General features: G+C 71.7%; 1 protein-coding gene and 1 pseudogene. Both read right to left on the bottom strand.

Going from position 1 to position 637, the window contains the following annotated elements; translation table 11 throughout:
• Nucleotides 1–91, bottom strand: a 91-nt coding sequence (locus GH737_RS15000) for a (d)CMP kinase (protein WP_196233258.1), incomplete at its 3' end; no start/stop codon positions are given.
• Nucleotides 91–637 (bottom strand): annotated as a pseudogene (locus tag GH737_RS15665) (alpha/beta hydrolase); the annotation flags it as partial. The pseudogene GH737_RS15665 and the gene GH737_RS15000, both read right to left, overlap by 1 nt.

Here is a 637-nt window from a genome sequence, read left to right as displayed (position 1 = left end):
CCATGTGCGGCAGCCGGAAATGCCTGGCCAGCGCGCGGGCGATCGTCCCCTTCCCGCTCGCCGCCGGGCCGTCGACCGCGATCACCGGCATCAGGCGCGGTCCTGCCGCTCGAGCCACGGCCGCAGGATGCCGATCGATTCCTCGGGCCGGTCGCTGAAGAAGCCGTGGGCGGCGCCGGGGATGACCGCAAACTCCGCTCCAGCCACGCGTGCGGCGAACGCGCCGAGCGTGACCGGGCGCGCCTCGTCATACTGGCCGTCCATAAACAGCGTGTGGGGGCCGTCGAGCCTGGCCAGCAGCGGCTCGCCGTCGTAAGTCCGGAGCGATCCGGTCGCAACGAACTCGCTCGAGCCCCACATGCCTTGGTAGAGCGCGCGGTTTAGGCGCAGTGCCGGGTGCGCGGCGACATAGGCGACATAGCCGTCCGAGCGCGGCTCGCGGCCGTTGAAATTCCTGTAGAAGACGTTGGTCGCACGCTCGCACGCCGACGTGACCGGCGCCGGCGGGTCGCACGTCCTGAGCACGGCCTGGACGTCCGCCGGCAGCTGTGCTCGCAGCGCGTTGGCGTCTGCGATCCAGCTGCGCGTCGAGATCAGCGGGCTCGCGAGCACCAGCCCGGCGAGCTCGGGTGGGCGG

The organism is Sphingomonas segetis, assembly GCF_009720245.1.
GTDB classification, from domain to species: Bacteria; Pseudomonadota; Alphaproteobacteria; order Sphingomonadales; family Sphingomonadaceae; genus Sphingomicrobium; species Sphingomicrobium segetis.
Note: the sequence above shows the minus strand (reverse complement) of the source record. Positions and strands in the feature narration are given on the sequence as shown.